The 26,291-nt window shown below is 62.2% G+C and carries 25 protein-coding genes and 1 tRNA gene; 17 read left to right on the top strand and 9 right to left on the bottom strand.

What is annotated here, in order from left to right; genetic code table 11:
* Positions 1 to 33: 33 nt before the first annotated feature.
* On the top strand, positions 34 to 1,170 hold the full coding sequence (locus IT775_RS14825; RefSeq protein WP_212701897.1) for an acyl-CoA dehydrogenase family protein: 1,137 nt from the start codon (positions 34 to 36) through the stop codon (positions 1,168 to 1,170).
* Positions 1,171 to 1,182: 12 nt separating this feature from the next.
* On the opposite strand, the gene ureG is transcribed toward IT775_RS14825, so the two are convergent.
* Genes ureG through ureE form a run of 3 tightly spaced genes read right to left on the bottom strand, consistent with a single transcriptional unit; the run spans position 1,183 to position 2,958 of the window.
* Positions 1,183 to 1,803 carry an urease accessory protein UreG gene (gene ureG, locus IT775_RS14820; protein ID WP_212701896.1) on the bottom strand — a complete coding sequence of 207 codons (621 nt, stop codon included), beginning with the start codon at positions 1,801 to 1,803 and terminating at the stop codon, positions 1,183 to 1,185.
* The gene (locus tag IT775_RS14815; RefSeq protein ID WP_212701895.1) at positions 1,800 to 2,444 is read right to left on the bottom strand and encodes an urease accessory protein UreF; all 645 of its coding nucleotides are present in this window, start codon (positions 2,442 to 2,444) and stop codon (positions 1,800 to 1,802) included. The genes ureG and IT775_RS14815 overlap by 4 nt, the downstream gene beginning before the upstream one ends.
* Positions 2,434 to 2,958, bottom strand: coding sequence for an urease accessory protein UreE (gene ureE, locus IT775_RS14810; RefSeq protein ID WP_212701894.1), 525 nt, complete (start codon positions 2,956 to 2,958; stop codon positions 2,434 to 2,436). The genes IT775_RS14815 and ureE overlap by 11 nt, the downstream gene beginning before the upstream one ends.
* A 109-nt stretch (positions 2,959 to 3,067) precedes the next feature.
* Here ureE and IT775_RS14805 point away from each other — a divergent pair, with 109 nt between their 5' ends.
* Positions 3,068 to 3,391 carry a hypothetical protein gene (locus IT775_RS14805; protein ID WP_212701893.1) on the top strand — a complete coding sequence of 108 codons (324 nt, stop codon included), beginning with the start codon at positions 3,068 to 3,070 and terminating at the stop codon, positions 3,389 to 3,391.
* Positions 3,392 to 3,545: 154 nt separating this feature from the next.
* On the opposite strand, the gene ureC is transcribed toward IT775_RS14805, so the two are convergent.
* The 4 genes from ureC to IT775_RS14785 are packed head-to-tail and all read right to left on the bottom strand — an operon-like array spanning position 3,546 to position 6,615.
* Entirely contained in the window at positions 3,546 to 5,255 is a 1,710-nt protein-coding gene (ureC, locus tag IT775_RS14800; RefSeq protein WP_212701892.1) for an urease subunit alpha, read from the bottom strand.
* Positions 5,255 to 5,560: an urease subunit beta gene (locus IT775_RS14795; protein WP_212701891.1), complete on the bottom strand. Its 306-nt coding sequence runs from the start codon at positions 5,558 to 5,560 to the stop codon at positions 5,255 to 5,257. The genes ureC and IT775_RS14795 overlap by 1 nt, the downstream gene beginning before the upstream one ends.
* Positions 5,561 to 5,570: 10 nt before the next feature.
* Complete coding sequence (locus IT775_RS14790) at positions 5,571 to 5,873, bottom strand: urease subunit gamma (RefSeq protein ID WP_212701890.1); 303 nt, start codon at positions 5,871 to 5,873, stop codon at positions 5,571 to 5,573.
* Position 5,874: 1 nt separating this feature from the next.
* Positions 5,875 to 6,615, bottom strand: a complete 741-nt coding sequence (locus IT775_RS14785) for an urease accessory protein UreD (RefSeq protein WP_246525614.1) — start codon at positions 6,613 to 6,615, stop codon at positions 5,875 to 5,877.
* Positions 6,616 to 7,119: 504 nt separating this feature from the next.
* Between IT775_RS14785 and urtA the strand changes: the two genes are divergently transcribed.
* The 6 genes from urtA (at position 7,120) to IT775_RS14755 (ending at position 13,266) form a co-directional block, all read left to right on the top strand.
* A complete protein-coding gene (gene urtA / locus IT775_RS14780) occupies positions 7,120 to 8,397 on the top strand; it encodes an urea ABC transporter substrate-binding protein (RefSeq protein ID WP_212701888.1) in 1,278 nt (425 codons plus the stop codon).
* A gap of 66 nt (positions 8,398 to 8,463) precedes the next feature.
* Positions 8,464 to 10,419: an urea ABC transporter permease subunit UrtB gene (gene urtB, locus IT775_RS14775; protein WP_212701887.1), complete on the top strand. Its 1,956-nt coding sequence runs from the start codon at positions 8,464 to 8,466 to the stop codon at positions 10,417 to 10,419.
* Position 10,420: 1 nt separating this feature from the next.
* Positions 10,421 to 11,653, top strand: a complete 1,233-nt coding sequence (gene urtC / locus IT775_RS14770; RefSeq protein WP_212701886.1) for an urea ABC transporter permease subunit UrtC — start codon at positions 10,421 to 10,423, stop codon at positions 11,651 to 11,653.
* Entirely contained in the window at positions 11,650 to 12,390 is a 741-nt protein-coding gene (gene urtD / locus IT775_RS14765) for an urea ABC transporter ATP-binding protein UrtD (protein WP_212701885.1), read from the top strand. Before urtC ends, urtD begins: the two co-directional genes overlap by 4 nt.
* Before the next feature lies 1 nt (position 12,391).
* Positions 12,392 to 13,087, top strand: coding sequence for an urea ABC transporter ATP-binding subunit UrtE (gene urtE / locus IT775_RS14760; protein ID WP_212701884.1), 696 nt, complete (start codon positions 12,392 to 12,394; stop codon positions 13,085 to 13,087).
* Between the two features lie 102 nt (positions 13,088 to 13,189).
* A tRNA-Met gene (locus IT775_RS14755) sits at positions 13,190 to 13,266 on the top strand.
* A gap of 493 nt (positions 13,267 to 13,759) precedes the next feature.
* Here IT775_RS14755 and IT775_RS21475 read toward each other — a convergent pair.
* Positions 13,760 to 13,885, bottom strand: a complete 126-nt coding sequence (locus IT775_RS21475; RefSeq protein WP_281414367.1) for a hypothetical protein — start codon at positions 13,883 to 13,885, stop codon at positions 13,760 to 13,762.
* A gap of 15 nt (positions 13,886 to 13,900) precedes the next feature.
* On the opposite strand from IT775_RS21475, the gene IT775_RS14750 reads away from it, so the two are divergent.
* From IT775_RS14750 to IT775_RS14710, 9 genes are all read left to right on the top strand, one after another.
* Positions 13,901 to 15,394: a methyl-accepting chemotaxis protein gene (locus IT775_RS14750; protein WP_246525612.1), complete on the top strand. Its 1,494-nt coding sequence runs from the start codon at positions 13,901 to 13,903 to the stop codon at positions 15,392 to 15,394.
* Between the two features lie 81 nt (positions 15,395 to 15,475).
* Positions 15,476 to 15,766 (top strand): hypothetical protein, encoded by a 291-nt coding sequence (locus tag IT775_RS14745; RefSeq protein WP_212701883.1) that lies wholly within the window; start codon positions 15,476 to 15,478, stop codon positions 15,764 to 15,766.
* A gap of 26 nt (positions 15,767 to 15,792) precedes the next feature.
* On the top strand, positions 15,793 to 16,158 hold the full coding sequence (locus tag IT775_RS14740; RefSeq protein WP_212701882.1) for a response regulator: 366 nt from the start codon (positions 15,793 to 15,795) through the stop codon (positions 16,156 to 16,158).
* A complete protein-coding gene (locus IT775_RS14735; protein WP_212701881.1) occupies positions 16,158 to 18,149 on the top strand; it encodes a chemotaxis protein CheA in 1,992 nt (663 codons plus the stop codon). The genes IT775_RS14740 and IT775_RS14735 overlap by 1 nt, the downstream gene beginning before the upstream one ends.
* Entirely contained in the window at positions 18,146 to 18,643 is a 498-nt protein-coding gene (locus IT775_RS14730) for a chemotaxis protein CheW (RefSeq protein ID WP_212701880.1), read from the top strand. Before IT775_RS14735 ends, IT775_RS14730 begins: the two co-directional genes overlap by 4 nt.
* 110 nt (positions 18,644 to 18,753) lie before the next feature.
* On the top strand, positions 18,754 to 19,266 hold the full coding sequence (locus IT775_RS14725; RefSeq protein WP_212701879.1) for a chemotaxis protein CheW: 513 nt from the start codon (positions 18,754 to 18,756) through the stop codon (positions 19,264 to 19,266).
* A 16-nt stretch (positions 19,267 to 19,282) separates the two neighbouring features.
* Complete coding sequence (locus IT775_RS14720; protein ID WP_212701878.1) at positions 19,283 to 20,119, top strand: CheR family methyltransferase; 837 nt, start codon at positions 19,283 to 19,285, stop codon at positions 20,117 to 20,119.
* Positions 20,119 to 21,255, top strand: coding sequence for a protein-glutamate methylesterase/protein-glutamine glutaminase (locus tag IT775_RS14715; protein WP_212701877.1), 1,137 nt, complete (start codon positions 20,119 to 20,121; stop codon positions 21,253 to 21,255). The genes IT775_RS14720 and IT775_RS14715 overlap by 1 nt, the downstream gene beginning before the upstream one ends.
* A gap of 4 nt (positions 21,256 to 21,259) precedes the next feature.
* Entirely contained in the window at positions 21,260 to 22,987 is a 1,728-nt protein-coding gene (locus tag IT775_RS14710; protein WP_212701876.1) for a hypothetical protein, read from the top strand.
* Between the two features lie 97 nt (positions 22,988 to 23,084).
* On the opposite strand, the gene IT775_RS14705 is transcribed toward IT775_RS14710, so the two are convergent.
* Positions 23,085 to 26,060, bottom strand: coding sequence for an ATP-binding protein (locus IT775_RS14705; protein ID WP_212701875.1), 2,976 nt, complete (start codon positions 26,058 to 26,060; stop codon positions 23,085 to 23,087).
* Positions 26,061 to 26,291 lie beyond the last annotated feature (231 nt).

The following is a 26,291-nucleotide window of genomic DNA, read 5'->3' as shown; positions in this document are numbered from 1 at the left end:
CAAATGGGCAGCACCAGAGGGAGAGGTTTTGTCATGACCGTCATCACCGAAGATCAGCAGATGATTCAGGATATGGCGCGCAGTTTCGCGCGCGACGTGCTGGCGTCGGGGGCGGCGGCCCGCGACAAATCGAAGACCATCGAGCCGGAGGTTCTGGCGCAGATGGGCGAACTGGGCTTCCTGGGCATGACGGTGCCCGAAGACCTTGGCGGGGTGGGGGCCGATTACGTGTCCTATGCGCTGGCGCTGATCGAAATCGCCGCCGGGGACGGTGCGATTTCCACCGTGATGAGCGTGCACAACGCCCCCTTCAACGCGATCCTGCAACGCTATGGCAGCGACGCACAGAAGGACCGGGTGCTGCGCCCGGCGACCGAAGGCAAGTTCATCGGCGCCTTCGCCCTGACCGAACCGCATGCGGGGTCCGATGCGTCGGCCATCCGCACCCGGGCGCGGCGCGACGGCGACGATTACGTGATCAACGGCGAAAAGGCCTTCATCACGTCGGGCAAGATCGGCGAATGGGTGGTGGTGTTCGCCCGGATGGAGGGCAGCGAGGGCAAGCGCGGTATCACCGCGTTTCTGGTGCGCACGGACAACCCCGGCTACCACGTCGCCTCGGTCGAGGAAAAGCTGGGCCAGCGTTGTTCCGACACCTGTGCGCTGCGGTTCGAGGACATGCGCGTGCCCGCCGCGATGCGGATCGGGGAGGAAGGCGACGGGTACCGGATCGCGCTGTCCAGCCTTGAAACGGGCCGCATCGGCATCGCGTCGCAATCTGTCGGCATGGCGCAGGCGGCGCTGGACATGGCGATCGAATACGCCAAGGACCGGCAGTCGTTCGGCCAGCCGCTGATTGCGCATCAGGCGGTCGGGTTCCGTCTGGCCGATGCGCGCACCCAGCTGGAAGCAGCGCGGCAACTGGTGCTCAACGCGGCGCGGATGAAGGATGCGGGTATTCCCTGCCTGACCGAGGCGGCGATGGCGAAGCTCTTTGCCTCCGAAGCGGCCGAAAGGATCATTTCCGATGCGATCCAGACCTTCGGTGGCTACGGTTACATGCAGGATTTCGCGGTGGAACGGATCTACCGCGACGCGCGGGTCTGCCAGATCTACGAAGGCACCAGCGACATCCAGAAACTGATCATCACCCGTGCCCTGGCGGGGTGAGACGGGCTGAAATCAGGCGGGCACCAGCCCGCCGATTTCCGCGATCAGCTCGACCACCTGATCCACGCCCTCGCCCTTGCGCAGGGCGGTGAAGACGAACGGCCGCCCGGCGCGCATCCGGGTGGCGTCGCGGTCCATCACCTCAAGCGAGGCGCCGACATACGGGGCCAGGTCGGTCTTGTTGATGATCAGGATGTCGGACTTGGTGATTGCCGGGCCGCCCTTGCGCGGGATTTCCTCGCCCGCGGCCACGTCGATCACGTAAAGCGTCAGGTCGGCCAGTTCCGGGCTGAACGTGGCCGACAGGTTGTCGCCGCCGGATTCGATCAGCACGATGTCCACCTCGGGGTGGCGCTTGCGCATCTCGTCGACGGCGGCGAGGTTGATCGAGGCGTCTTCGCGGATCGCGGTATGCGGGCAACCGCCGGTTTCCACACCGATGATGCGGTCCTGCGGCAGTACCTGCAGCCGCATCAAAGCCTCGGCGTCTTCCTGAGTGTAGATGTCATTGGTGATCGCGCCGATGGAATATTTATCCGACAGCGCCTTGCACAAAGCGGCGGTCAGCGTGGTTTTGCCCGCGCCGACGGGGCCACCGATGCCGATGCGCAGAGGTCCGTGAGGGGAAGTCATGAGCGGAAAAGCCTCGTGTATTGGGTTTCATGTTTCATCGCGGCGATATCGGCCATGAAGACCGATCCGCCCAGATCGTCGGTGGTCAGGGTTTCGGTTTCTGCGGCGAGGGTTTCGCACAGTGGCGTGAGCGTGGTCAGAACCGTCTGGCCCTCGGTCTGGCCCAGCGGCACCAGACGGATCGCGGCCGAGGTCAGGTTGCCGGTGAAGGCGTGCAGATACATCGCACTGGTCTGGCGCAGCGGGAAACTATGCGCCCTGGCCGCGTATCCCACCGCCACCGGATAGGTTAGGTCGAGCATGTCATTGCCCCAGATCGCCGCCGTGGTCCGACAGAAAGCGGCGCCTTGTGCTTCGGTTTCCAGCAGCCGTTCTTTTGAGGGCGCATAGGCGCGGGCCAGATCGTCGAGTTCGCGCAGAGCGCCGGGATCGAAGCGATAGGCGCAAGCCAGCAGGATCGCGTCGTTGCGCCCCGTACCAAAGCGCAGGATGTCTTCCAGCCAGTCGCGGAACGTATCTGCATTGTGCACCTGTCCGGCCTCCACGGCCCATTCCAGACCATGGCTGTAGCTGAACGCGCCCACCGGATAGGCGGGCGACAGCCATTGTGCCAGGGTCAGAAGGGCGGTGTCAGTGATCATGGCCGTGCGCGTGGCTGTGGGCGTGATCGTGCCCGTGACTATGCTCATGCGTGTGTAACGTCGCCCCGTGTTCATGGCTGTGGGTGCGGCCATGGCCATAGGCGCCGCCTTCGGGGATGAAGGGTTCGCTGACCTCTTCCACCGTCGCGCCGAGATGCGCCAGCATCGCCTGGATCACGTGATCGCGCTGAATCAGCAGCCGGTCGGCTTCGATCTGGCAAGGGGTGTGGCGATTGCCGATATGCCAGGCCAGCCGGGGCAGGTTGTCACCGGTGACCTGCAGTAGTGCTTCGGCGGCGGCGGTGACGGCGATGAAACGTCCGTCTTCCAGTTCGAACGCGTCGCCATCGTCCACCGAGGTGGTCTGTTCCAGATCGACCAGAACCTTTTCCCCGTTGCGCGTGTGGAGCACCTTGCGGCGCAGAAACCGTTCCTCGTAGGTTAGGGTCACACTGTCGCAGGCGTCAGCCCAATCGCCCCGTTTTCTCAACATATAGATGTTTGGCAGAGTCATGGCGTCATATCCTGTGGTTGTATTTGGTAGGGGGCGGTAAATTGCGGAACCCTCGTGCCGTATTAAGAAAGGGATAAGCCATATCGGAGCGGTAACTGGGGACAGACTTATGATGATGAGGACCGGCCTTGCCGACGATCTTGCCGAAATTCGCGAAGAAATCGCGCGTCTGCGGGAAAGGGAGGCCGCGATTCAAGCCTCGATCCTGAGCATCGAAGGTGCCATTCCGGACGGGCGCAGTCATCGTGTCGAACTGGTGGAAAACCGCGAAATGGTGTTCGACAAGGACCGGTTGCCCGAGGAAATCCGGGACAATCCATGTTACTGGACCGAAAAGGTCACCCAAAGCCTGCGCTGCGAACCGATCCGTTCGCAGACCGACCGCCCCGGATGGCCGATCCGGCGTGTTGACACCGATTTGCTGACCTGCTGACGGAATCTGCCTGCCGCGCCGGATCACTTGCCGTCCGGTCCCGGACCGCCGGTTCCGGCAATCGTGTGCCGCCCGACCGGGGCGGGTCCGCCATCGCGGCGGAGCGCCGCAGGAAACTTCGCGCTGGCTGTGCAAGTTCGTCACCGCTTCCGCCTCAGAACATGAAATAGCGCTGTGCCATCGGCAGCTTTTCGGCCGGCTGGCAGGTCAGCAATTCGCCATCGGCGCGTACTTCGTAGGTTTCGGGATTGACCTCGATATGCGGGGTGGCGTCATTCAGCTTCAGGTCCTTCTTGCCGATGCAGCGGGTGTTGTTCACCGCCACGGTCTGCTTCGCCAGCCCCAGCGTGTTGCCGATATCTTCGGCCTGGGCCGCGGCCGACACGAAGGTGACGGCGGAATTTTCCACTGACCGGCCAAAGGCGCCGAACATCGGGCGGGAATAGACCGGTTGCGGCGTCGGGATCGATGCGTTGGGATCGCCCATCTGTGCCATCACGATGGTGCCCGACATCAGCACCATTTCCGGTTTCACCCCGAAAAAGGCCGGGTTCCACAGCACCAGATCGGCGCGCTTGCCTTCCTCGATCGATCCAATTTCGTGGGCAATGCCATGCGCGATGGCCGGGTTGATGGTGTATTTGGCGATATAGCGGCGGACGCGGAAATTGTCGTTGTCGCCGACCTCCTCGGGCAGCCGCCCGCGCTGTTTCTTCATCTTGTCGGCGGTCTGCCAGGTGCGGATCAGAACCTCGCCCACCCGGCCCATCGCCTGGCTGTCCGACGCGATGATCGAAAAGGCGCCCATGTCATGCAGGATGTCCTCGGCCGCGATGGTTTCACGCCGGATGCGGCTTTCGGCGAAGGCCACGTCTTCGGGGATCGATTTGTCCAGGTGGTGGCAGACCATCAGCATATCGAGATGTTCGTCGATCGTGTTGACGGTGAACGGCCGGGTCGGATTGGTGGACGAGGGCAGCACATGGTCTTCGCCGCATATCTTGATGATGTCGGGGGCATGGCCGCCGCCCGCGCCTTCGGTGTGGAAGGCGTGGATGGTGCGGCCCTTCATCGCCGCCACGGTGTGTTCCACGAAACCGGATTCGTTCAGCGTATCGGTATGGATCATCACCTGCACGTCCATCGCGTCGGCTACCGACAGGCAGCAATCGATCGCCGCAGGGGTGGTGCCCCAGTCTTCGTGCAGTTTCAGCGCGCAGGCGCCGCCCTTGACCTGTTCCTCAAGTGCCGCCGGAAGCGACGCGTTGCCCTTGCCGGCAAAGGCCAGGTTCATCGGGAAGGCATCGGCGGCCTGCAGCATGCGGCCGATATGCCACGGCCCCGAGGTGCAGGTGGTGGCCAGCGTACCATGCGCCGGACCGGTGCCGCCGCCGAGCATGGTGGTAAGCCCAGAATGCAGCGCGTCGTCGATCTGCTGCGGGCAGATGAAATGGATATGGCTGTCGAAGCCGCCGGCGGTCAGGATCTTGCCTTCGCCCGCTATCACCTCGGTGCCGGGACCGACGATGATGTCGACGCCGGGCTGGGTGTCGGGGTTGCCGGCTTTGCCGATCTTGTGGATGCGGCCGCCCTTCAACCCGACATCGGCCTTGTAGATGCCGTTGTGATCGACGATCAGCGCGTTGGTGATCACGGTATCCACCGCACCGCAGGCGCGGGTGACCTGGGATTGGCCCATGCCGTCGCGGATCACCTTGCCGCCGCCGAATTTCACCTCTTCGCCATAGGCGGTGTAATCTTTTTCCACCTCGATGATCAGGTCGGTATCGGCCAGGCGCAGCCGGTCGCCGGTGGTGGGGCCATACATGGCGGCATAGTCGGAGCGGGAGATTTTAGCGGGCATCAGAGGTCTCCCATGATTTTCTGATTGAAACCGTAAACTTTGCGCGCCCCCGAGATCGGGATGAGCGTCACTTCGCGGCGCTGGCCCGGTTCGAACCGCACCGCGGTTCCCGCCGCGATGTCCAGCCGCATGCCGCGCGCCGCTTCGCGGTCGAAGTCGAGCGCCGGATTGGTTTCGAAGAAATGGTAATGCGACCCGACCTGTACCGGGCGGTCGCCGGTATTGGCCACCATCAGGGTGACGCTTTCGCGGCCCGAGTTCAGGGTCAGTTCGCCTTCGGCGGGGAAAAGCTCTCCGGGGATCATGTCAGTCTCCTCAGCGGATCGGGTCGTGCACGGTCACCAGCTTGGTGCCGTCCGGGAAGGTCGCTTCGACCTGCACTTCGGGGATCATTTCGGCGATGCCGTCCATGCATTGGTCGCGGGTGATCACCTGCGCACCCGCCTGCATCAGGTCGGCCACCGAGCGGCCGTCGCGGGCGCCTTCGACCACCGCGTCGGTGATCAGCGCGATCGCTTCGGGGTGGTTCAGCTTGACGCCGCGCGCCAGCCGCTTGCGCGCCACTTCGGCCGCCATCGCGACCAGCAGTTTGTCTTTTTCTCTGGGCGTGAGGTTCATGTCAGATCATCCAGGTTCGGGGAAGGTTGGCCCCGTTCAGCCGCTGCAGAACGGGGATCAGGGTCTTGCGCAGTTCGAACCCATCGGGCGCGAGCAGGCGCAGGTAAAGAAGGCCGGGACGGATCACCGAAGCCCCGGCGGTATCGGGCAGCAGCGCGCGGACCGGGGCCAGCAGGGTTTCGGCCTCGGATTCCGACGTCGCCAGCAGGACCGAGGCCATCGCGCCTGCACCGCCGCCGGTGGCGGCGCGGGCCATGTGCTCCAACAGGTCGCCCGACAGGCGCATCGTGTCGGCGAAGACGGGGATGTCGTCGCGGACCACCCGGACCCGGTCGGTCAGCCGGGCGTTGCGAACTGTTTCGCCCATCGCGGCGCGGCCCAGGATCAGCGGTTCCACCATCAGGAAGCGCGCCGATCCGGTCAGGTCGACCCGCAATTGCCGGTCCAGCGCGGCGCGGTCGAACAGGATGGTTTCCTGCGGCAACCAGTCGATCCGCGCGCCATCTTGCACGCTCAGCCGCGTGACGACCTTTCCGGTCTCGCCGGGCTGGGCTCGGTAAATCCGTTCGGCGGCCTGGGTGGACAGCCGCAGGTGGCTGCCTTCCCGGGCCCTGGCAGTCAGGGCGATGCGATCGCCGCCGGTGATCCCGCCGGCTGTGTTCAGCATGATCGCGGTTAGGTCCGGCGTGGGGCTGCGGGGAAACAGCATCTTCATGCAGCCCGAGGTGCGGAAATCGGCCAATGTGGACCGGTCACCGCGCGGCTTGGCAATGATTAGCGCCTCGCCTTTAGCGCGAGGCTGCTGCGAAACATGCAGGTCTGATGATATTTTGCCCGCGATAGTGATGATCCCCTCCGGCATTTGCGCCTGGTCGAGGGATTCGGTTGCACAATGCGAAGCAGCGGGGAAGCGGATCGCATAGTAATCGGGCTGAGAGCGGTCTTTGGCGGAGGTGTCGCCCAATTTGCGAGCGTTTGCGCCTGTTGTCGCCTAGTAATTGGTCAGTCGATACGGGTGTCGGGATTAGCTGCGCTGCAGCAATTGCGCGACGACGCGCTTCCGACCTCTCCTGATACTGCCCTCGGGGACAATGCCGCGAAGGGCGTGTGGCGACCGAATGGATGTGGAAATCGAACGGCCGCCACACTGGATGCAACAAAACAGATGTTGCGGGGGACGACGTAGGACGTGCGGCGATGCCGTTCAAGGCCTGCCAATGACGAATGCCCCGCCTGGAGGATTACCATGACCATTCTGAAATCCACACTCGCGGGAGCGATGGCGCTGACCATGTCGCTGCCGGCCTATGCCGCCGAAGACACGATCAAGGTCGGTGTGCTGCATTCGCTGTCCGGCACAATGGCGATTTCCGAAACCACGCTGAAAGACACGATGCTGATGCTGATCGACGAACAGAACGCGAAGGGCGGCGTTCTGGGCAAGCAGCTCGAAGCGGTCGTCGTCGACCCGGCCTCGGACTGGCCGCTGTTCGCCGAAAAGGCGCGCGAGTTGCTGACCGTGCAGGACGTCGACGTGATGTTCGGTTGCTGGACATCCGTCAGCCGTAAATCGGTGCTGCCGGTGGTCGAGGAACTGAACGGGCTGCTGTTCTACCCTGTGCAGTACGAGGGCGAAGAAAGCTCCAAGAACGTGTTCTACACCGGCGCCGCGCCGAACCAGCAGGCGATCCCGGCCACCGACTATTTCCTGGACGAACTGGGGGTCGAGAAATTCGCGCTGTTGGGCACCGACTATGTCTATCCGCGCACCACGAACAACATCCTCGAAAGCTACCTGAAGGGGAAGGGCATCGCCGAGGAAGACATCTTCGTCAACTACACCCCGTTCGGACATTCGGATTGGTCGAAAATCGTGGCTGACGTGGTGGCTTTGGGTGCCGACGGCAAGAAGGTCGGCGTGATTTCCACCATTAACGGCGACGCCAATATCGGCTTCTACAAGGAACTGGCGGCGGCCGGTATTTCGGCCGATGACATCCCGGTCGTGGCCTTTTCCGTCGGTGAAGAGGAACTGTCAGGTCTGGATACCACCAACCTGGTCGGCCACCTGGCGGCGTGGAATTACTTCCAGTCGGCAGAATCCGACCTGAACGACGAATTCGTCGCCGCCTGGAAGGCCAAGATGGGCGACGAACGCGTCACCAATGACCCGATGGAGGCGCATTTCATCGGCTTCAATATGTGGGTGAACGCGGTCGAAGCGGCTGGCACCACCGATGTTGACGCCGTTTCCAGCGCGATGATCGGCCAGGAATACCCGAACCTGACCGGCGGCACCTCGGTCATGCTGCCCAACCACCATTTGGCCAAGCCGGTGCTGATCGGCGAAATCCAGGCCGACGGCCAGTTCGACATCATCAGCCAGACCGAGGAAGTGCCGGGCGACGCCTGGACCGACTTCCTGCCGGAATCGGCGGTGCTGAAATCGGATTGGAAGGACCTGGGCTGCGGTATGTACAATACCGAGACCGAAAGCTGCGTGCAGATCAAGTCGAACTACTGATCGATGTGCGGAGCGGGCGCTTTGCGCCCGCTCACCCCAATTCCAGACTTTCCCGGGTTTTCCTTCATGCGGCCATTTCTGATCCTTCTCGGCGCAGTGATCCTGCTTGCGCTTTCGCTGCCGGTGCAGGCTGGTCCGGTGCAGGACATCCTGCAGGAACACAGCACGATCCTGAAAAAATCGTCGCGCAAGACGATCCAGCCGGCGATCGACGCGCTGGCAAACAGCGGGCTGCCGCAGGCGCAGCAGGTGCTACAGGTCTGGCAGGCCAAGGACATGTGGCTGCGGCAAGAGGACGGGCTGTTCTTCAAGGGCGAAACGCTACCCTCCAAGGCGATCCGGCTGACCGATTTCGATACCGGCGACGTCGTCGGCGAGGCAGACAAGAAGGCGTTGAAGCAACTCAAACCCAATTCCGGCATCCGTGCGCTGATCGCCACCGCTTTGGTGCAGTTCCAGCTTTCCGACCCCGACCCGGCCCGGCGCGCGGAGGCGCTGACCGCCATCGAACGCGCTCCGGACGCGTCGACCCTTGCCCCCCTGAGCGGTTCAATCGGCGGGGAAACCGACGCCACGCTGAAGGCACGCAAGCAGCGTTTGGAACGATTGCTGACGATTTCTTTCGATAAAGATGACGATGCCCGGATCGCGGCGATTGAAAGCTTCGCGGGCGATCTGGGCGTCGATGTCCGCGCCGCGCTGAACCCGATCCTGACGACAACGCGTCGCGTGTTCGCTGGCGACCCGCCCGTGGGCCTCAACATCGCACGGATGCTGAAACCGGGCGCCGACGCGCTGCCCGAAGCAGAAGCCTATGACCTGATCGTCGCGGCCAAGCTCGGCCCGCCGCGGCTCACCGCCGATGACCTGCGCGCCGCAATGCTGGCCAATATCGAAAACGGTGCGGTCGGCGGCGTGCCGGTGGCAGACCTGAACACGGATGAGGTCCGCATCCGCGCCTATGCCGCCCTGGCCGAAGCGGGCGCGGTGCCCGCCGCCGTCACCGATGCGCAGGCGACTGAGGCGGTGAAAACCCACCGTTTCGCCGATATCTATGAGGAGCAGTCGCAAGCCGTCACCGATGCGGCCGGCGCGGCGCTCAAGGCGATCGAAGCCAAGGTGGCGCTGAACCAGGGGCTCGACCTGGGGCTCGACGCGCTGTCGCTCGCCTCGATCTATTTCCTCGCCGCCATCGGGCTTGCCATCACCTTTGGGGTGATGGGGGTAATCAACATGGCGCATGGCGAATTCATCATGATGGGCGCCTATACCGGCTACGTGGTGCAGCAGGTGGTGCCGAATTACACCGTGTCGATCATCGTCGCGATCCCGCTGGCCTTTGCCGTCACTTTCGCCGCCGGAGTGGCGATGGAACGGTTGGTGATCCGCTGGCTCTATTCCCGGCCGCTGGAAACCCTGCTGGCGACCTTCGGGATCTCGATCGCGCTGCAACAACTCGCCAAGAATATCTTCGGCACCCAGGCGCGGCCGCTGACCTCGCCGGGCTGGCTCGACGGTGCGTGGGTGTTGAACGATGTGGTCTCGATCAGCTATATCCGCATCGCGATCTTCGTGCTGGCGCTGATCTTCCTGCTGTTCTTCCTGTTCCTGATGAAAAAGACCCGGCTGGGGCTGGAAACCCGCGCGGTGACGCAGAATCCGGGCATGGCGGCCTCGATGGGGATCAATCCCGACCGGGTGAACATGCTGACCTTCGGACTCGGATCCGGCATCGCGGGGATCGCGGGCGTCGCCATCGGGCTTTACGCCAAGGTGACTTCGGAACTCGGGTCCGATTACATCGTGCAAAGCTTCATGACCGTGGTTGTGGGCGGCGTCGGCAATATCTGGGGCACGCTGCTGGGCGCGACCATGATCGGCGCGTTGCAGAAGGGGATTGAATGGCTGAACCCGTCCAACACGCTGGCGGCCCAGACCTACATGATCATCTTCATCATCATCTTCATCCAGTTCCGGCCAAGGGGCATCATCGCCCTCAAGGGCCGTGCCGCAGGAGATTGACATGAAAAACACCTTCCTGATGCGCAACCCGTCCATCCTGATCTTCCTTGGACTGCTGGCATTGTTCACCCTCGCCGTGACGCTGATGTCGGAAGCCACCGGCGCCGGGCTGATTTCCACCAGTTTCGTGAAAACGCTGGGCAAGACGCTCTGCCTGTGCCTGATCGCAATCGCGATGGATCTGGTCTGGGGCTATACCGGCATCCTGTCCTTGGGCCATTTCGCCTTCTTCGGCCTTGGTGGCTACATGATCGGCATGTGGCTGATGTATGAACGCACCCGGCAGATCGTCGAGGGCTCGCTCGCCAACGCCGAAATTCCGCCAACCGCGCAGGAAATCACCGATGCGATCGGCACGCAGATTTTCGGCGTTGTGGGCAGCAGCGACTTTCCCGCGATCTGGGCCTTCGCCGACAGCCTTGCAATCCAGCTGATCCTCGTCGTCGCCGTGCCCGGCCTGCTGGCGCTGGTCTTCGGCTGGCTGGCCTTCCGCTCGCGCGTGACCGGCGTCTACCTGTCGATCCTGACGCAGGCGATGACCTTGGCGCTGGCGCTTTACCTGTTTCAGAACGACAGCGGATTGCGCGGCAACAACGGCCTTTCCGGGCTGCAGAACCTGCCCGGCGCGGGCGACATCCCGCAAAGCATGGTGTCGATCTGGTTTTTCTGGGCCTCGGCGCTGGCATTGGCGCTTGGTTATCTGCTGGCCGCATTCGTGGTGTCGGGCAAGTTCGGCAGCGTCATCCGCGGCATCCGCGATGACGAGGTGCGGGTGCGTTTCCTGGGCTATTCGGTTGAGGGCTACAAGCTGTTCATCTTCGTCATTACCGCGATGATCTCGGGCATTGCGGGCGCGCTCTATTACCCGCAGGCGGGGATCATCAATCCGGCCGAAATCGCCCCCATCGCGTCCATCTACCTTGCGGTCTGGGTCGCCATCGGCGGGCGCGGCCGGCTGTATGGCGCGGTGATCGGGGCGGCCCTGGTCAGCCTGGTGTCGACATGGTTCACCGGCGGGCAGGTGCCCGATCTGCCGCTCGGGTTCAGTACGATCAAATGGGTCGACTGGTGGCAGGTGGTACTGGGGCTGAGCTTCGTTCTGGTGACGCTGTTCGCGCCGAAGGGGATCGGCGGGCTGTTCGACTTGCTGGAGGGTATCCGCAGCCCGAAGCGTCACGGCGCGCCCTTGGGGCCTGACGCCGGATCGTTGCAGGAAAGGGAGGCGCAGGAATGAGCACGCTTCTGGAAGTGTCCGGCGTTTCGGTCAGTTTCGACGGGTTCAAGGCGATCAACAACCTGTCGTTTCAGATCGGCGAGGCGGAGATGCGCGCCATCATCGGGCCGAACGGGGCCGGCAAGACCACCTTCATGGACATCGTGACAGGCAAGACCCACCCCGACGAAGGCCGCGTTCTGTGGGGTGAGAAATCGCTGTCGCTGCTGAAGATGTCCGAGGCGCGGATCGCCCGCGAAGGGATCGGGCGCAAGTTCCAGCGCCCCACCGTATTCGAGGATCAGTCGGTGCATGACAATCTGCTGATGGCGCTGAAAAACGACCGGGCGCCGTGGTCGGTCCTGTTCTTCCGGCCCAAGTTCAGGAATCTGGCGCGGGTCGAGGAATTGGCCAGCGAAATCGGCCTGACCGATGAATTGAACCGCAAGGCGGGCGAATTGAGCCACGGCCAGAAGCAATGGCTGGAAATCGGCATGCTCTTGGCGCAGGAACCGCGGCTGTTGCTGGTCGATGAACCCGCCGCCGGCATGACGCTGGCCGAACGCGAGCACACCACCGATATCCTGGTCGAGGCGGCCAAGACCCGCGCGGTGGTGGTGGTGGAACATGACATGGAGTTCGTCCGGCGACTGAACTGCAAGGTGACGGTGCTGCACGAAGGATCGGTCCTGGCCGAAGGGTCGCTCGACCATGTCACTAAAAACCAAGACGTCATCGACGTGTATCTGGGGCGTTAAGATGCTGAAGATCGACAACCTGACCCTGCATTACGGCAGTTCGCAAATCCTGCATGGCATCTCGATGAGCGCGGAAACCGGCAAGGTGACCTGCGTGATGGGCACCAATGGGGTGGGCAAGACATCGCTTCTGAAGGCGATCTCGGGCAACCATCCTCGATCCGGGGGCATGATGGAGCTGGATGGCGAAGACATCGGAAAGCTGCCGGCGCATGCTTTGGGCAGGAAAGGCATCGGATATGTGCCGCAGGGGAGGATGATTTTCCCGCTGCTGACGGTGCAGGAAAACATGGAAACCGCCTATGCCTGCCTGCCCCGGTCGGAACATTTCATCCCCGATGAAATCTATGAGCTGTTCCCGATCCTGAAGGATTTCCTGCACCGTCGTGGCGGCGACCTGTCGGGCGGGCAGCAGCAGCAGCTGGCGATTGCGCGGGCGCTGATCACCAAGCCGAAGCTGCTGCTGCTGGACGAACCGACCGAGGGCATCCAGCCCAATATCATCCAGCAGATCGGAAGGGTGATCGAATATCTGCGCGCACAGGGAACCATGGCGATCGTGCTGGTCGAACAGTATTTCGATTTCGCCTATGGGCTGGCCGACGATTTCGTGGTGATGCGGCGCGGATCGGTGTTGAAAAGCGGCGCCAAGTCCGAACTGACCCGCGAGGAGCTGGTCGAGGCGGTTTCGGTCTGACGGGTTTGGGGCGGGATCGCGGTGCGCGGTGAAAAAGTGTCCCGAAGACGCATTTTCGCCCTTGACGCCACCGCCCGCCTTTCGTAATTCGCATCCCACTTCGGCGGTGTAGCTCAGTTGGTTAGAGCAGAGGAATCATAATCCTTGTGTCCGGGGTTCAAGTCCCTGCACCGCCACCACTTCCCCCCAGATGAAAACAGCTTCTGATCCCGGGATTTGCCGTGGACGGGGAATATTTCTTGCCAATATCCGAATTTTTTTCCGGCCCGGCGCATGTCGTCGCGGCTGCCGGCACGGTTAGGACTTTAGTCCTGTGCCGTTCCCCCTGATTCCAAGTTTCTCATTGGTATGATGGCACATCAATAAGGCGGTATGGGTATCAACTTTTTCCCGTGGCGCCCTGCCTGCTTGGCACCCCGCAGTCACATTCGAAGCTTTCTATAAAATCCCAGGAAATATGCCGTTTTTAGAGTCACTGCGCCTCGTGCGCCTGCGTGATTGTAAAAATAGAGTAAGGGGTTTCTGGATGTACGGGTCCATTGTTGCAACGCGATACCTGCGTTCGATCCGCGCCGACAAACCCACCGCACTGTGCGGTGGCTGGCCTCTTTTACATTTCACCCGACAGCCGAATTTTCGCCCCCGCGCCCAGACCCCAGCTATTCGTAAGGATCAATGATGCGCTTTACGCTCAATGCCAGATTGGCATTCACCTTCTTGTTCGTTTTCGTGTCCTTCGCCGGCAGCATGTTTTTTGCCGTGCGCCAACTCCAGCTTGCCAATGAGAGCTTCGATCATGTTGTTAACGGCGAAATGGTCAAGGTTAGCCAGATCGAGGAAATCGCCGCGATCGAACAGCGGATGCGGAACCAGGTCGCCGAGGTTCTCATTCCCCTGCGGGTCGACTCGGATGAGCGCATTCCCAACCTGCTGAAGCTGATCAAGGAGGAAAACGAAAAGTTCCGCGCACTGATTTCTTCGTTGCAGGAAAAGGTCGACGAGGAAAAGACAGATTCTCTGTCGAAACTGCAGACCATGCATGACCTGGCATTCGAAACAAACGAACAGGTGGTGTCTTATTCCATGAGCGACAGCAAGGCGAAGGGCATCGCGGCCAATACGCTGTTCCAGAACCAGTCGGGTGAATACACGACCACGGCGCTTGAAGTGACCGCGGATTTGACCCAGCAACTGAACGAAGCGATGCAGGCGGCGGTTGTGGAGGCGGAAACCGCGCTGGAAGAAACCATCCGGAACCTGACCATGATCGTCGCGGTGGTCTTCGTACTCAGCGGCCTTTCGGCATTGTTGGTCATGCGCCAGATTTCGCGGGGTTTCAAACGCTCCATCGCGCTGGCCCGCAACGTGGCAGAAGGCGACCTGCGCAATACTGCAGTAATTTCCGGAAACAACGAAATCACCGACCTGTTGAAGGCCCAGAACGATATGGTCGTTCATCTGCGCGAAACGGTCGGCAACGTGGCTTCGGCGGTGCGCAACCTGGCGGCGGGCGCAACCCAGATGGCCGGCACCTCGGAAAGCCTGTCAGAAGGCGCCTCGGTGCAGGCGGGATCGACCGAGGAAGTGTCGACTGCGGTCGAGCAGATGTCGGCCAATATCTCGGCCAGTTCGGACAATGCCGCCGCGACCGAGGAAATCGCCTCGAAGGCCGCTCAGGATGCACAGGTGTCGGGATCGACGGTGTCCGAGGCGGTCGAAGCGATGAAGACGATCGGCGAACGGATCATGATCCTGCAGGAAATCGCCCGTCAGACCGACCTGCTGGCGCTGAACGCGGCGGTCGAGGCGGCACGTGCCGGCGAACATGGCCGCGGCTTCGCGGTGGTGGCCGCCGAAGTCCGCAAGCTGGCCGAAAACAGCCAGCAGGCGGCGGCCGAGATTTCAGCGCTGTCGTCGAACACCGTGTCCACCGCGACCAAGGCCGGCGAGATGCTGCAGGGCCTTGTGCCGAATATCGAAAAGACATCGTCGTTGGTCAGCGACATTTCTTCGGCGACGCGGGAACTGGCCATCGGATCGACCCAGATCAATGAATCGGTGCAGCGCCTCGACAGAGTCACGCAGTCGAACAATTCGGCCGCCGAGGAATTGTCGAGCGCGGCGACCGAACTGTCGAGCCAGGCCGAACAGCTGGCCGAGGTGATTTCCTTCTTCCGGATCGATGAAGGTTCCGCCGCGCCGGAGGCCGTGGCGGAAGACGGGGCCGAGAAGGAAACCGGTGCCGAGCTCAATCTCGGTGATGAAGACGGCGCCAGTGAAGAGGCCGATTTCAAACTGGCGTCGTGATCAAGCCCCCGGCGGCGGCTGCGCTGCCGGGCTGGCCGAACGACGTTGAATGCATGTGAAGGACTGAACGAGGAACATCTGATGCCCGAAACTGCCCTGCAAATCACCCTTGACGGGTCCAGCACCTTCGAAGCCTTGGTGCCGCTGCGCGATGCGCTTGCCGAAGCGCCGGAAGGCGCGCCGGCCGAACTTGCCATGGATGTGGCGGAGGACGTGTCGCCATCGGTTCTGTTCGCGCTTGGCCAGGTGTTGTGCGCCGCCAAGAAGGAAAACCGCGTGGACACCGGCAACCTGTCTGCGCTCGCGGATCGACATGCCCCGTTCGGCGCGATGCTGGCCCGGACAGGGTTCGGTTCCGAACTGACGGAATAAACTGAAAACGCTGAAAGTTGAGAACAATGAGCAAAGAAATCCTGATCATCGACGATTCCCCGTCCGTCCGCCGCATGGTGGCGATGACGCTGCAGCAGGAAGGATTCGAGGTAACCCAGGCCGAAGATGGCGCGCAGGGGCTGGAAACGGCGAAATCCAAGCGTTTCGACATGGTCATCACCGACCAGAACATGCCCAACATGACCGGGATCGAATTCATCCAGGCCTATCGCAACGATCCCAGCAGCAGCGGTGTGCCGATCATTTTCCTGTCCACCGAAAGCGAAGGCAACCTAAAGGATCAGGCGCGTTCCGCCGGTGCCCTGGGCTGGATCATGAAACCGTTTGAACAGGCCAAGCTGTTGGCCGTGGTGAACAAGGTGGTGGGCTAATGATTGATGCAGAAACCCAAGAGATTTTCCGTCAGGAAACCGAGGCCCTGATCGAGAGCCTGCAGGATGCCCTGTTGGCCCTGAACAAAACGCCCGACGATGCCGAACTGGTGACCCAGGTCTTCCGTGACCTGCACACGCTGAAGGGAACCGGCGCGATGTTCGGTTACGCCCGCCTGGCCGAGTTCATCCACGATTTCGAGGCGGCCTTCGAAGCCGTCCGGTCGGGCAATGCCACGGTGACACCGGATCTGATTGCGGTTTCGCTGAAAGCCTATGACCTGATCGTCGCGTTGCTGGAGGGGGAAGAGCCCCCGGTCGAGCGCGACGCTGAACTGAAATCCGCGCTGGCGGCGGTGACCGCAGGCGATGCGCCCGCGGCGGCATCAATCGACGCCCCTGAGCCAGACGTTGCCGAAGACGGCGAAGTGGAGGCCTGGATTCTGACCTTCAAGCTGCCGCCGGATTTCATGGAAATCGGCGGCAACCCGATCGCGATGCTGGACGAACTGATCGAGATCGGCGGCGCGGACACCAAGGTGCGTGCGCTGACTGACGGCCTGCCGGCGCTGGCGGATCTGAACCCGGCGGAAATGCATACCGGCTGGGAAGTGATACTGCCCGGTGGCGCCTCGGAATCGGACATCATGGATGTCTTCATGTTCCACGAGGACCAGATGGAACTGTCGCTGAAGCCGGTGCGGAAGGAAAAGCCCGCGGTGCAGCAGGACCTCCGCGAAGAGGAACTGCAACCGGGAGCCCAGCAACAGGAAGCCGAGAAGAAAGCCGCGGCTTCGGATCGCAAGGGCGGCACCGCCAAGGTGCAGATGCGCGTTTCCGCCGAACGGCTGGATGACATCATGGACCGCGTCGGCGAATTGGTGATCGCCGAGGCGCGGCTGACCGACCTCGCCTCCAAGCTGGGCAATTCCGACCTGATGGAAGTGGTGGAAAACATCCAGCGCCTGGCGCTTGGCCTGCGCGACACCACCATGGCGATCCGCTTGACCCCGGTGTCCAGCATCACCGGACGGTTCCAGCGCCTGGCGCATGACCTTGCGGGCAAGACCGGCAAGGACTTCGACTTCGTCATCGAAGGCGAGGAAACCGAGCTGGACAAGACGGTGATCGAAAAACTGTCCGATCCTCTGGTCCATATCCTGCGCAACGCGGTGGATCACGGGCTGGAAGACAGCGACACCCGGATCGCAGCGGGCAAGCCGGCACGCGGCACCGTCACGCTGAGCGCGCGCTATTCCGGCGCCGACGTTCTGATCAGCGTCAAGGATGACGGCAAGGGGCTGGATCCCGACTTCATCCGCGGCCGCGCCATCGATCGCGGGCTGATCGGCGAAGATGCCGTGCTCAGCCGCAGCGAGATTTTCGCGCTGCTGATGGAGCCGGGATTTTCGACCGCCGAACAAATCACCGATCTGTCGGGGCGCGGCGTTGGCACCGATGTGGTCAAGTCCACCGTCGAAGGATTGCGCGGGTCGGTGGAAATCGAATCCGAACTGGGAGCCGGCAGCACCTTCACCCTGCGCCTGCCGCTGACGCTGGCGATCATCGAGGGCCTGCTGCTGCAGGTGGGCGATGAACGCTTCACCGTGCCGCTGGCCGCTGTTGGCGGGATCGTCGAACAGCCCGAGGAACTGAAGAAGGGCTCTGAGCCGACCACCGTCATCGAGCTGCGCGAGGAACTGATTTCGATCCTGCGCCTGCGCGAGATTTTCGAATGCGACGGCCCGACCAACGAACACCCCAAGGTGGTTCTGGTCGAAACCGGCGGCACCCAGGTGGGCCTCGCGGTCGACCGGATCATCGGGTCCTACCAGACGGTGATCAAGCAACTGTCGCCGATGCACAGCCGCCTGAACGTCTTTTCCGGCGCCACCATCCTTGGCGATGGCGATGTCGCCCTGATCGTCGACGTGGCGCAGCTGGTCCGCTCGCAGGGGCTGGACAATCAGAACAAGGAACAAGCAGCATGACCTTGGCATTGGTATCGACCGAAGAAGATCTGAAGGACCTGGTCGCCTTCGAAATGGGCGGCGAGCTGTTGGCGGTTCCCACCCGGATCCTGCGCGAAGTCATCGAACCGCCGAAAATCACCCGGGTCCCGATGGCCGGCGTCTATTCGGCGGGGCTGATCAATGTGCGCGGCGTGGTCATTCCGGTGACCGACCTGCGTCCGCTGTTCAACATGCCGCAGAAGGACTTCGACATCGACACCCGGATCCTGGTTCTGGAACTGAACCTCGACGCGGGTCCGATGACGATCGGCGTGATCGCCGAAAAGGTGCATGCGGTGTTGTCGATGGATCCCGAAACCGTACAGGCGGTGCCGACGGTCGGCACCCGCTGGCCGGCCCAGACCATCAAGGGCATCGGCCGCTGGCAGGATCGTTTCGTCAACCTGATCGATCTGGAACGGGTCGCCGAACAGCACCTGGGCGCCGACCAAGCGGCCGACCACGCAGCCTGAGGGAGCCAGGATCATGACGGATCAGTTTCCCCGCCCCAACAAACCGGTCCGGTTCTCGCCAGATGCGAACGCCGTCACCGCCCAAGCAAACGCAAGACAGGACGCCGAACATGTTTGATCAGCAGCCTAAGACAGACGAGCTTCAGAAAACCTTCCTGACCTGCAGGTTGGGCGATGAATGCGTCGCTCTGCCGGTATCGAGAGTGATGGAAATCCTCGATCCGAAACCCGTCACCAAGCTGCCGCGCGCGCCCGAATTCTTGCTGGGATATATCGACCTGCGCGGCGAAAGCATCCTGGTTGTCGACATGCGGCTGCTGCTTGCGCAGCCCTACAAGGAAGACACCACCGACACCCGGATCGTCGTGTTGTGGGTCAAGACCGGCGAAACCGAGACTCCGGTCGGGTTGCGTGCCGATCAGGTGTTCGAAGTCACCCGGCTGGATGACGACAAGCTTGAAACCTTCGCCCAGAACGGCCTGCTGAACTGGGATACCCGCATGGTCGCCGGTGTCGGCCGCCGCGAGGGCAAGTTCGTCACCGTTCTGGATCTCGACCGGATGCTGAGTTCGAAAGTGATTTCGGAGTTCCACCAGTCCGTGGAAGACGCCGAAGCAACCTGAACCTCCGGGGGGAGCCATGACGTCAGCCATCGTAGCCGTTGATCGTGAATTGCGTAAAAAACTCTGCGCGATCGTGACCCAGAAAACGGGCATCCAACTGCCCGAAAACAAGTCCGCGATGATCGAGGGACGGTTGCGAAAAAGGATTCGGGCTGTTGGGGTTCCCGATGTCAGGACCTATCTGGAACTGGTGTTCGAAGGCGGTCAGCTGGCGACCGAATTGCCGCATATCATCGATGTTCTGACCACGAACAAGACCGATTTCTTCCGCGAGAACGCTCATTTCGACTTCATGACGAAACACATCCTGCCGAAGCACCAGACGCGCCGTGCGCTGCGGTTCTGGAGCGCGGCAAGCTCGACCGGCGAAGAAGCCTACACCACCGCCATTGTGTTCGCGGAATATGCCAAGCGGCAACCGGGGTTCCAGTTCACGATCCTTGGCACGGACATTTCATCGACCGTGGTCAGCAAGGCCCGGCAGGGCGTGTATAGCCGCGATGAAATCGTTGATATTCCCAAGCCGATGCAGGACGACTACCTCGAGCTGGGCCATTCCAGTGATGGGCGCGCCCTGGCCCGGGTGATCAAGCCGCTGCGCGAAAAGGTGAAATTCGCCCAGATGAACCTGACCGCCATGCCCTATCCCGTGGACAAGAACATGGACGTGATCTTCCTGCGCAACGTCCTGATCTACTTCAACGACGCGATGCAGAGGCAGGTGATCAAGGCGATCACCGACCATTTGCGGCCGGGCGGATACCTGATTGTCGGCCATTCCGAATCCGCTGCCGCGACAGATCCCAGATTGACCCAGCACGCCGCTGCCGTGTTCCGTAAGGAGGCCGTTTGATGACTGCCCATTTTCAGACCCAGGACCAGGTGCGGGTGATGATCGTCGAGGATTCGCTGACCGCGCGCACCATGCTGAAGCACATGGTCGAAACCGCGCCCGACCTGCGGGTGATCGACATGGCCAAGGATCCGTACGACGCGGCCGAAAAGATGCGCAAGGCGCTGCCCGATGTCATTCTGCTGGACGTGGAAATGCCGCGCATGGACGGGCTGACCTTCCTGCGCCGGATCATGTCGCAGCACCCGATCCCGGTGGTGATTTGTTCCAACCACACCCAGCAGGGATCGGCCGCTTCGATGAAGGCGCTGGAAATGGGCGCGGTCGAGGTTCTGTCGAAGGCCGATGTCGGCGCCTTGTCGAAGAACGATGAAGGTACCCAACGGGTGTGCCACGCGGTGCGGGCGGCGTCGCAGGCGCGGATCAGCCCCAAGGCGAAGGCGCGCAAGAAGGTTGTTCGCGACTTCAACCCGCAGAAGAAGCAATCCCCCGACGTGATCATGCCGGCGCGCAACCCGAATGCGCCGGCGGTGATGAAGACGCCGCCAATCATCGGCATCGGCGCGTCGACCGGCGGCACCGAGGCGTTGGCCAAGGTGCTGAAGGAACTGCCGAAGGATTGCCCGCCGATCGCGATCGTCCAGCACATGCCGGAAAAGTTCACCGAAGCCTTCGCCAACCGTCTGAACCGGCTTTGTGACATCGAGGTGCGCGAAGCCCGCGACGGCGACAAGATGGAACGCGGGCTGGCACTGGTGGCGCCGGGCAGCCATCACATCACGCTTGAACGGCGTGGCCGCGCCTATACCTGCCGGGTGATCGAGGGGCCGCCGGTGAGCCGCCACAAGCCCTCCGTCGATGTTCTGTTCCGGTCGCTGTCGATCGAAGCGGGCGGAAACGCGATGGGCGTGATCCTGACCGGCATGGGCGATGACGGGGCCCAGTGCATGCTGGAAATGCGCCAGGCCGGGGCGCGGACGCTGGCCCAGAACGAAGAAAGCTGTGTTGTCTACGGTATGCCGCGCGAAGCCGTCGAACGCGGCGGTGCCGAAAGCGCGGTCCACCTGTCCAAGATCGCTGCACAGATCATGAACTTTGATGCTGAACGCCATGCCAAGGCCGCTCTGAAAGGGTAATGACATGAAAGAATTTCGTATGGTGGCGGTGAATACGCGCGGTCTGAACGACGGGCCGTTCCAGCGCATCGAAACCGTTCTGAGCGACATATTGGACAAGCTGTTCTTTGCCTTTGACGAAACAAAGAAGCTGCGCGAGGGCGTGGCCGATCTTGGCCAGTTGCTCGATCCGTCGAACCTGACCCGGGTCAACGCGCGGCTGCGCTCGGTCGCCGAGTTGATGGAGCAGATCGACGCCAATAGCGGCGATGCCAAGGCCTTCGTGCAGGACCTGCGCGACAACGGCCGGCAGATGTCCTCGACGCTGAAGGAACTGTCGAAGATCATCCAGTCGTCGAACATCGTGTCGCTGAACGCGCGGATCATCGCACAGGGCCACCGGCACCGTCCGCTTGGCGATCAGCTGGTGCGGCTGGCCGAAAGCCTGTCGGACATTTCCAACGATGCATCGGTTCTGGTGCAGGAAATGTTCGAGGTGATCGACAGCATCGTCGATGCGACCGGCGACATGGGGCAGAATGTCGAACAGCGCGCCGCGGCGCTGTTTTCGACCCTGAAACCGAAAGCGCGAGCGCTGGAAACCGCGCTGACCTCGTTGGAAAAGGGAATGACGGCGGCGCATTCCGCATCTGTCTGGTTGTCGGAATATGTCACCGTGGCCGAACGTGACGTGTCGGCGGTGATTTCCGCGCTGCAGGTCGGCGATCGCAGCCGGCAGCGTGCCGAACATGTCCGGCTGATCACCGGCCGGGCTTCGCTTTACCCGTCGCAATCGGCCGAGGCGCACAGCCTGATGCTGCTAGCCCGGGCGCAGATGCAGCAGACGGTGAACGAAGCGGTGACCGACACCCGCAAGGCCAGTACCCAGTTCGCCAGCCTGGCCGGGCGGCAGCAGGAATTCCTGGCCCGGTGCCGGGAAATCGCGTCTTCCTTCGCGGAATGCGAACGGACGCTCGACATGGAAACGCTTGGTGGCGGCTATGGCGGCGCCCGCGGCCCGGGAGAGCGCAAGTTCGACTTTGCCGCCAGCGCGAAGGCGCAGGAAAAGGCGCAACTGCGGCTGCAGGATGCCGATGAAACGCTGGCGGATCGCAGCAAGATCCTGTCCGACTGCGCCTTCCAGATGAAGCTTGCGGCGCTCAACACCATCATCACCTGCGCCCGCGGTTTCCGCGAAGCGATGGACATGATCATGATCTCGCAGCAGATCAACGAAGTGATTTCCGAAGCGCCGGTGACCTTCAGCCAGTTCGCCGACATCATGGAGCAGACCAAGCAGCGTATGCATGAATGGTCATCGCGTGAAGCCGGCGCGGTCGATGACGAAATCGAAGGGATGGATGAAGAAGACCCGACCCTGACCGAAGCGCGCGCCGTGCTGGGCAAGCTGCTGCCCAGCCTGAACAACGACGCGCCGCAGATCGCGAATGCGATTTCGTCCAGCGCCGACACCTTCTTTTCGTTCTTCCGCGAGCTCGAACAGCTGGCCGAGGACGACCCGGTGTCGGTGGAGCCGCTGCCGCTGGCCGACGCGGTCACCTCGGAAATCTTCGCGCGGCATCTGGAAGAGCTGTACAACGCCTACACGATGCAGGCCGAGCGCGACATTCACGAAATCATGTTCGCCGAACTGGAGGGCGAAATGGAAGAAGAAGCACCGGTGGCACAACCCGTCGCCGCGGCGGAACCGGCCGCCGCCGAAGAGGACGACCTGTCGGATATCTTTTTCTGATCATCCGCTGGACTGCCCAGCAACGGCCGCCCCGTCCGCCGGACACCGGGCGGCCGTTTGCTTCAGGGGTACGGAACGGGCACTGCCCCGACGTGGCTCAGGCATCGGGACGGGATGTGCCGTCCGACGCATATGTCGCCATCAGCGTCTTGAGCTTGCGCGGCGTCAACGGTTTCGGGACATATTCGTCGATTTCGCAGCTCTGGCACAGCTGCTTGATTTCCATCGTCAGGTCCGCCGACAGGGCGACGATCGGCGTTTTCGGCAAATGCTTGTCCAGTTCTTCTTCGCGGATGCTGGCGGCCATCTGGAACCCGTCCATGATCGGCATATGGCAATCCGACAAGAGCAGCGAATAGGCCCCGCTGCGCCAATGGTCCAATCCTTCCTTGCCGTTTTCCACCGCGTCGGCGGCAACGCCCAGCTTGTCCAGCATGCGCATGGTGATTTCGCGGGTCATCCGGTCGTCTTCGATCAGCAGAACCTTGCTTTGCGGAATGGCCGCCCCGGCCGGTTTGGCTTCCTCTTGCGCCTTCATGCCGGTCAACTTGGCGATCAGCGACGAAGGCATCAGTTCGGCCAGCGCGATCCGGCTGTCGCGCGGAGTCCGGTCGCTTTCGTCGGGCAGGCCGACGATTTCGAGACGCGGAACACCGGCATGGCCCGTGGTCAGTATTTCCAGATCAGCGGCCGTTTCCCCGTATACGATGACATAGTCCGGCTTGAGGTGGCGATTTGTCTTGGTCGGCATTTCGTCCGACACGAACACAGCGCCGGCATTTTCGACGTAGCAGCGAAGGATGGCGGCGATGTCCGGGTTCGCTCCGAAGAAGAAGAAGACGGCCTTGCCATGCAGCGCCGGGGCCGTTTTGAGGTCGGTTTCGCCGCGATCCGCCACCGCCTGCATCGGGATGTCGATTTCGAAGGTAGTGCCTTCGCCGGGAGTGCTTTGCACGTCGATCCGGCCGTCCATCAGTTCGACCAGTCGCCGGGTCAACGACAGGCCCAGCCCGGTGCCACCGTAGCGGCGGCGGATCGATCCGTCCCCTTGCGTGAACGGGCGGAATATCTGAGCGATCGTTTCCCCGGTCATGCCGATCCCGTTGTCGCGAACCTGCAGCACGACATGCTGGATGCCGTTGCGGACGGCCCCATTCTGCATCGATATTTGCACTTCGCCGTCCTGTTGCATCTGCGAACTGAACTTGATCGCATTGCCCGCCAGGTTCAGCAGGATCTGCCGCACCCGCAATCCATCCGCGTGCACCATCGGCAGTTCGGGGTCGCAGAACGGGATTAGCTTGGTCTTGCTGCTCTGGGTCTGCCAGCGCAGCGTGTCGACCGTATCCTGCAGAACGTTTTCCAGCGATATGTCCTGCGGCGTGAGTTCGAAATTGCCGGTTTCCATGCGGGCATAGTCAAGCACGTCGTCGATCATGCCCAAGAGCAGCTTGGTCGAACGTCGGGAAGAGGAAACCAGGCTGCGGTCTTCATCCTTGCCGATCCGGTCGCCGATCAGGTCGAGGGCCGAAATCACACTGACCAAAGGCGAGCGCAATTCGTGGCTGATCGTGGACAGGAAGGATGCCTTGGTGCGATTGCTTTCCTCGGCCCGTTCATAGGCCTCGCGCAGGGCGGCTTCGCGGCGTTCGATGTCCCTGTAGTCATGCACCACCACCAGGTAGCTTTCGCTGGTGCTGTCGGTATCGATGGTTTCGACGCGCAGGCCGATCGGTATCGCTGACCCGCCCTTGCCGGTGCCGTGCGCGCGGATCATGCTGTCGGACCGGTTCCGGGCCAGGATGTTCAGGCCCTTTGCCGACAGGTCGCCGTCGGCGTCGTTTTCGATGCGGGCGAAATCGCTGATCGGCGATCCGATCGCGGCTTGCCTGCCGGAGCCGAACACGTTTCGGAAGGCCGGGTTCACATTGGTGATGATGCCCTTGGCGTTCACCACGAAATTGACGTCCTTGTTGGCGGTCATCAGGGACATCACGAAGCGCTTTTTGTGTTCGGCCTCATGCGAGATACGCAGGGCGACCAGCGCTCCGAGCGTTGAAAGGCCGATCGCGATGATGAGCGAGGCCAGATCAAGCCGCTTGAAAAAATCCCGCAGGTCATAGGCGGTCGCCTTGTCGATTTCGTTGACGAAGCCCAAGCCGAGGTTTTCATCATAGAGCCACGCCCCGACCACGGTTTCACCCGCAAAATTCAGATAGCCATCGACAGAAACGTTATCGTTTCCCTGCAGCGCCTGCCGGACCGGCAGGATGAACTCCGGCTGGGCTTCGGTTCCCGGCTCCAGCAGCCGGGCTGTGCCGTCATGCCTAACGCTGCCGTTTTCGAAAATCTCGAAATCGGGAGTCCGTGACAAAAGGTTGCCTTCGGAATCGAACGCATAGGCATTCAACTGGGACCGAGTGGCGGTGGTTTCCACCAGCGGGAACAGGTCGATCCGCGGCGAAAGGCGCAGAGCCATCAGTGCGATTACGGTGCCTTGGCCATCCCAAATCGGTGCGATGGCGAAAAGCGTCGAGTTGCCCCGCGGGCTTGCTTCGCCGGTCAGCGGCACATCGGACTGCTGCAGGCGGGTGACCATGGGGTCGCCGGACAAGGCCGCCATGAACTGGTCGGGCTGCGCCAGCAGCAGATTGGGCGTGCCGGTATTGGCGACCCGGGAAGAGGCGAGGCTGATGCCGTTCGGGGCGATGATGAAGTAGCCCTCGATATGCTGGCTCGCCAGATAGGGCCGGAAATGCGTGGCCAAGCGTTTTTGATCCGGGTGGGCAATCAGGGCGTCTTCGTCATCCGCGATCGCCAGCAGGTTGCGGGCTGCGTCTTGAACGATCTCCAACTGCGCCGCGGCGATCGCTTCGCGCGTCCGTCCGTCCGCCCAGCGGTTCAGGGCCGCCCCGGTTGCGACCAGGCTGTCCTGTAACCGTGCGGAAAGGTCGTCGCGGTATTTCCGGTCCAGCGCGTTGTCGATGAAAACATAGCCCGCGATCAATCCTGCGATCACCAGCGTGTAGACCAATGCGATAATGGGGATGACGGGTTTTGAACTACGAACCATGCGCGTCTCTCCGGCGACGCATAACCGGGGACAGGCCGACGGGGCAGACGTCCGCGGTGTCGTACCCATGCCACAGCGGTCCGGGCAGGCCTGAAACAGATCCCGATATGTTCAAAGTGGTGTCACTCCTCAAAAACGAGCGGACCGGGATAGCAAAGATGGTTCTCACACGATCACGCGCAGTACTTGTTAACGGTTAAAATCAGCCTTGGCAGAAATCTTCCGCCAAGG

This window comes from Thalassovita aquimarina (assembly GCF_018219815.1).
Taxonomy (GTDB): Bacteria; Pseudomonadota; Alphaproteobacteria; order Rhodobacterales; family Rhodobacteraceae; genus Thalassobius; species Thalassobius aquimarinus.
This window is presented reverse-complemented; position numbering and strand designations above follow the sequence as displayed.

Coding starts and splice junctions, on each gene's coding strand:
- urtB (WP_212701887.1), top strand. CDS start 8,464: ATGCGGCCATTTCTGATCCTTCTCGGCGCAGTGATCCTGCTTGCGCTT.
- IT775_RS14710 (WP_212701876.1), top strand. CDS start 21,260: ATGAAAGAATTTCGTATGGTGGCGGTGAATACGCGCGGTCTGAACGAC.
- ureC (WP_212701892.1), bottom strand. CDS start 5,255: ATGCCCGCTAAAATCTCCCGCTCCGACTATGCCGCCATGTATGGCCCC.
- ureE (WP_212701894.1), bottom strand. CDS start 2,958: ATGACTCTGCCAAACATCTATATGTTGAGAAAACGGGGCGATTGGGCT.
- IT775_RS14750 (WP_246525612.1), top strand. CDS start 13,901: ATGGTCAAGGTTAGCCAGATCGAGGAAATCGCCGCGATCGAACAGCGG.
- IT775_RS21475 (WP_281414367.1), bottom strand. CDS start 13,885: ATGATCGAAGCTCTCATTGGCAAGCTGGAGTTGGCGCACGGCAAAAAA.
- IT775_RS14790 (WP_212701890.1), bottom strand. CDS start 5,873: ATGAACCTCACGCCCAGAGAAAAAGACAAACTGCTGGTCGCGATGGCG.
- IT775_RS14730 (WP_212701880.1), top strand. CDS start 18,146: ATGACCTTGGCATTGGTATCGACCGAAGAAGATCTGAAGGACCTGGTC.
- ureG (WP_212701896.1), bottom strand. CDS start 1,803: ATGACTTCCCCTCACGGACCTCTGCGCATCGGCATCGGTGGCCCCGTC.
- urtA (WP_212701888.1), top strand. CDS start 7,120: ATGACCATTCTGAAATCCACACTCGCGGGAGCGATGGCGCTGACCATG.
- IT775_RS14720 (WP_212701878.1), top strand. CDS start 19,283: ATGACGTCAGCCATCGTAGCCGTTGATCGTGAATTGCGTAAAAAACTC.
- IT775_RS14825 (WP_212701897.1), top strand. CDS start 34: ATGACCGTCATCACCGAAGATCAGCAGATGATTCAGGATATGGCGCGC.
- IT775_RS14795 (WP_212701891.1), bottom strand. CDS start 5,560: ATGATCCCCGGAGAGCTTTTCCCCGCCGAAGGCGAACTGACCCTGAAC.
- urtD (WP_212701885.1), top strand. CDS start 11,650: ATGAGCACGCTTCTGGAAGTGTCCGGCGTTTCGGTCAGTTTCGACGGG.
- IT775_RS14745 (WP_212701883.1), top strand. CDS start 15,476: ATGCCCGAAACTGCCCTGCAAATCACCCTTGACGGGTCCAGCACCTTC.
- IT775_RS14705 (WP_212701875.1), bottom strand. CDS start 26,060: ATGGTTCGTAGTTCAAAACCCGTCATCCCCATTATCGCATTGGTCTAC.
- urtE (WP_212701884.1), top strand. CDS start 12,392: ATGCTGAAGATCGACAACCTGACCCTGCATTACGGCAGTTCGCAAATC.
- IT775_RS14715 (WP_212701877.1), top strand. CDS start 20,119: ATGACTGCCCATTTTCAGACCCAGGACCAGGTGCGGGTGATGATCGTC.
- IT775_RS14735 (WP_212701881.1), top strand. CDS start 16,158: ATGATTGATGCAGAAACCCAAGAGATTTTCCGTCAGGAAACCGAGGCC.
- IT775_RS14725 (WP_212701879.1), top strand. CDS start 18,754: ATGTTTGATCAGCAGCCTAAGACAGACGAGCTTCAGAAAACCTTCCTG.
- IT775_RS14805 (WP_212701893.1), top strand. CDS start 3,068: ATGATGATGAGGACCGGCCTTGCCGACGATCTTGCCGAAATTCGCGAA.
- IT775_RS14815 (WP_212701895.1), bottom strand. CDS start 2,444: ATGATCACTGACACCGCCCTTCTGACCCTGGCACAATGGCTGTCGCCC.
- IT775_RS14740 (WP_212701882.1), top strand. CDS start 15,793: ATGAGCAAAGAAATCCTGATCATCGACGATTCCCCGTCCGTCCGCCGC.
- urtC (WP_212701886.1), top strand. CDS start 10,421: ATGAAAAACACCTTCCTGATGCGCAACCCGTCCATCCTGATCTTCCTT.